The organism is Luteibacter sp. (assembly GCF_051958795.1).
In the GTDB taxonomy this organism is placed as follows: Bacteria; Pseudomonadota; Gammaproteobacteria; order Xanthomonadales; family Rhodanobacteraceae; genus Luteibacter.
On record NZ_JBQCFT010000311.1, the window covers coordinates 1 to 4,492 of the forward strand.

The 4,492-nt window shown below is 63.6% G+C and carries 1 protein-coding gene and 1 pseudogene; both read right to left on the reverse strand.

Annotated features, from left to right (window positions below):
* A partial coding sequence (rpoC, locus tag ACTHLF_RS16000; RefSeq protein ID WP_440328512.1) for a DNA-directed RNA polymerase subunit beta' occupies positions 1-3,120 on the reverse strand: 3,120 nt, incomplete at its 3' end.
* 25 nt (positions 3,121-3,145) lie between these two features.
* A pseudogene (gene rpoB / locus ACTHLF_RS16005) lies at positions 3,146-4,492 on the reverse strand (DNA-directed RNA polymerase subunit beta); the annotation flags it as partial.

Below are 4,492 nucleotides of genomic sequence, written 5' to 3' on the forward strand. Positions count from 1 at the left end.
GTCGATGAAGCGGACCACACCGGCCACTTCCGTGACGATCGGGTGGGTATGCGGATCCCAGTTCGCGACGGTCTGGCCGGCCTTCACCGGGTCGCCGTCCTTCACTGCGATGGTCGCACCGTAAGGCACCTTGTAACGCTCACGCTCGCGGCCGTTCACGTCGATGACGCTGACTTCGCCCGAACGCGACACGGCAACCAGGTGGCCGGCCGAGTGCTCGACCGACTTAAGGTTGTTGAACTTCAGCGAACCGGTGGTGCGGACGGTGACGTTATCCACGGCGGCGGCACGGGAAGCCGCACCACCGATATGGAACGTACGCATCGTCAGCTGGGTACCCGGCTCACCGATGGACTGCGCGGCAACCACGCCCACGGCCTCACCCATGTTGACCAGGTGGCCACGGGCCAGATCGCGGCCGTAGCACAGGGCGCAGACGCCATGGCTGGCACGGCAGGTGATCGGCGAACGCACCTTGATCAGCTGCACGCCGGCCTTGTCGAGCTTGTCGACCAGGCTTTCGTCAAGCAGCGTATCGCGGGTGACGATCGGCTCGTCGCCTTCGCCCGGGGCGTAGACGTCTTCGACCACCGTACGGCCAAGCACGCGCTCGCGCAGCGGCTCGACGACGTCGCCGCCTTCCACGATCGGCGCCATCATCACGCCGTCTTCGGTGCCGCAATCGTGCTCGGTGATGACCACGTCCTGGGCCACGTCGACGAGACGACGGGTCAGGTAACCCGAGTTCGCCGTCTTCAGCGCCGTATCCGCCAGGCCCTTACGAGCACCGTGGGTGGAGTTGAAGTACTGGAGGACGTTCAGGCCTTCGCGGAAGTTCGCCTTAATCGGCGTCTCGATGATCGAGCCGTCCGGACGCGCCATGAGGCCGCGCATACCGGCAAGCTGACGAATCTGGGCCGCGCTACCACGCGCACCCGAGTCAGCCATGATGTACAGCGAGTTCATCGTCTTCTGGTTGACCTGCTTGCCTTCGGCATCGGTGACCTTCTCGGTACCGATACCGTCGATCATGGCCTTCGCGACGAGTTCGTTCGTACGCGACCAGATGTCGACGACCTTGTTGTAGCGCTCACCGGCGGTCACGAGACCCGACTGGTACTGCTCCTGGATCTCGACGACTTCCTTCTCGGCTTCCTCGAGGATCGCCTTCTTCTCGGCCGGGATCTTCATGTCGTCGATACCGATCGAGATACCGGCGCGCGTCGCGAAACGGAAGCCGGTGTACATCAGCTTATCCGCGAACACGACCGATTCCTTGAGACCAAGGAGACGGTAGCTCTGGTTGATCAGGCGCGAGATGTTCTTCTTGGTCAGCTCCGTGTTCACCAGGGCGAACGGGAGGCCTTCCGGGATGATCTCGGCCAGCAGGGCGCGACCGACCGTGGTATCCACGATCTGGGTGCTTGCCGTGCGCTCACCGGTCTCCGACACGTTGAACACGCGCACGCGGACCTTGACCTTCGCGTGCAGTTCGACCGCACGGTTGTCATAGGCGCGACGCACTTCGCCGAGGTTCGCGAACACCATGCCGGTGCCCTTCGCGTTCACCAGCTCGCGGGTCATGTAATACAGGCCGAGCACGACGTCCTGCGACGGCACGATGATCGGCTCACCGTTCGCCGGCGACAGCACGTTGTTCGACGACATCATCAGCGCGCGGGCTTCGAGCTGCGCCTCGATCGAGAGCGGCACGTGCACGGCCATCTGGTCACCGTCGAAGTCCGCGTTGAACGCGGTACAGACGAGCGGATGCAGCTGGATCGCCTTGCCTTCGATGAGCACCGGCTCGAACGCCTGGATGCCGAGACGGTGCAGCGTGGGCGCACGGTTCAGCATGACCGGATGTTCGCGGATCACCTCTTCGAGGATGTCCCACACCTGCGACTCTTCGCGCTCGACGAGCTTCTTGGCCGCCTTGATCGTGGTGGCTTCACCACGAGCCTGCAGCTTGGCGAAGATGAAGGGCTTGAACAGCTCGAGCGCCATCTTCTTCGGCAGGCCGCACTGGTGCAGGCGCAGGGTCGGGCCGACCACGATGACCGAACGGCCCGAGTAGTCGACGCGCTTGCCCAGCAGGTTCTGGCGGAAGCGGCCCTGCTTGCCCTTGATCATGTCGGCCAGCGACTTCAGCGCGCGCTTGTTCGTGCCGGTGATGGCACGGCCGCGGCGGCCGTTGTCGAGCAGCGCATCGACCGATTCCTGCAGCATGCGCTTCTCGTTGCGGACGATGATGTCCGGCGCAGCGAGTTCGAGCAGGCGCTTCAGGCGGTTGTTACGGTTGATGACGCGGCGGTACAGGTCGTTCAGGTCGGAGGTCGCGAAGCGGCCGCCGTCCAGCGGGACCAGCGGACGCAGGTCGGGCGGCAGCACCGGCAGGACGGTCATGACCATCCACTCCGGCTTGTTGCCCGACTCGAGGAACGCCTCGATCAGCTTCACGCGCTTGGTGAGGCGCTTCAGCTTGGTTTCCGAATTGGTCGAGGAGATCTCTTCCTTCAGGCGGATGACTTCGCCCGGCAGGTCGAGGCTCTTCAGCAGCTCGTAGACGGCCTCGGCACCCATGCGGGCATCGAACTCGTCGCCGTGCTCTTCGGTGGCTTCCAGGTACTGGTCTTCGCTGAGCAGCTGGCCGCGCTCGAGCGCGGTCAGGCCCGGATCGATCACGACGAACGCTTCGAAGTACAGGATGCGCTCGATGTCACGCAGCGTCATGTCCAGCATGAGGCCGATGCGCGACGGCAGCGACTTCAGGAACCAGATGTGCGCGGTCGGGCTGGCGAGCTCGATGTGGCCCATGCGCTCGCGACGGACCTTGGCCAGGGTGACCTCGGTGCCGCACTTCTCGCACACCACGCCGCGGTGCTTCATGCGCTTGTACTTGCCGCACAGGCACTCGTAGTCCTTGATCGGACCGAAGATGGCCGCGCAGAACAGACCGTCACGCTCAGGCTTGAACGTGCGGTAGTTGATGGTTTCCGGCTTCTTCACTTCGCCGTACGACCACGAGCGGATCAGCTCCGGCGAAGCCAGGGCGATCTTGATCGCGTCGAAGTCCAGCGTCTGTCGCTGCTGGTTGAACAGATTGAGCAGGTCTTTCATGCGTAATCTCCGATAGCCGCGACGATCACTTGTGGAGCTCTTCGAGCTCGATGTCGATACCGAGCGAGCGGATTTCCTTCACGAGGACGTTGAAGGACTCCGGCATGCCCGCAGCCATTTCGTGGTTGCCGTCGACGATGTTCTTGTACATCTGGTTACGGCCCTGCACGTCATCCGACTTGACCGTCAGCATTTCCTGCAGGGTGTACGCCGCGCCGTAAGCTTCCAGCGCCCAGACTTCCATTTCGCCGAAGCGCTGGCCGCCGAACTGCGCCTTGCCGCCCAGCGGCTGCTGGGTAACGAGCGAGTACGGACCGGTCGAGCGCGCGTGCATCTTGTCGTCGACGAGGTGGTTCAGCTTCAGCATGTGCATGTAGCCGACGGTGACCGGGCGATCGAACGCCTCGCCGGTACGGCCATCGAACAGCACGGTCTGGCCGGATTCCGGCAGGCCCGCAAGCTTGAGCATGTGCTTGATTTCGGTTTCCTCGGCACCGTCGAAGACCGGGGTGGCCATCGGGACGCCGTCACGCAGGTTGTCCGCCAGGTTGACGATCTCGGTATCCGTCATCGAGGCCAGGTCGACCAGACGCGTGGCACCTTCGGCGCCGGCGTTGCCGTGGTTGTACACCTCGTGCAGGAACTCGCGCAGCTTGGCCGGGGTTTCCTGGGCCTGGATCATCGCGTCGATCTTGTGGCCGAGACCCTTCGCAGCCCAACCAAGGTGGACTTCGAGAATCTGGCCGATGTTCATACGCGACGGCACGCCCAGCGGGTTGAGGCAGATGTCGACCGGACGGCCGTCAGCCGAGAACGGCATGTCTTCGACCGGAACGATCATCGACACGACACCCTTGTTACCATGGCGGCCGGCCATCTTGTCGCCCGGCTGGATGCGGCGCTTAACGGCAAGGTAAACCTTGACCATCTTGAGCACGCCCGGCGCGAGGTCGTCGCCCTGGGTGATCTTGCCCTGCTTCTCCTTGAAGCGCTTGTCGAAGTTCTCCTTGTGGCGCTTGACCTGCTCGGCCGCGCGCTCGAGGAACTCGGAGACTTCCTCTTCCTTGACGTTGATCTTGAACCAGTCGTCCTTCTTCAGGCCGTCCAGGTAAGCATCATCGATGACCGCACCACGCTTCAGGCCGGCCGGGCCGCTCATCGCGGTCTTGCCCACCAGCTGCGCACGCATACGGGCGTAGATCGCACCTTCGAGGATGCGGAACTGGTCGTCGAGATCCTTGCGGATACGCTTCAGCTCGGTCTCTTCGATCTGCTTGGCGCGCTTGTCCTTCTCGATGCCGTCGCGGGTGAAGACCTGCACGTCGATGACGTTGCCGTCCATGCCCGGGGGCACGCGCAGCGAGCTGTCCTT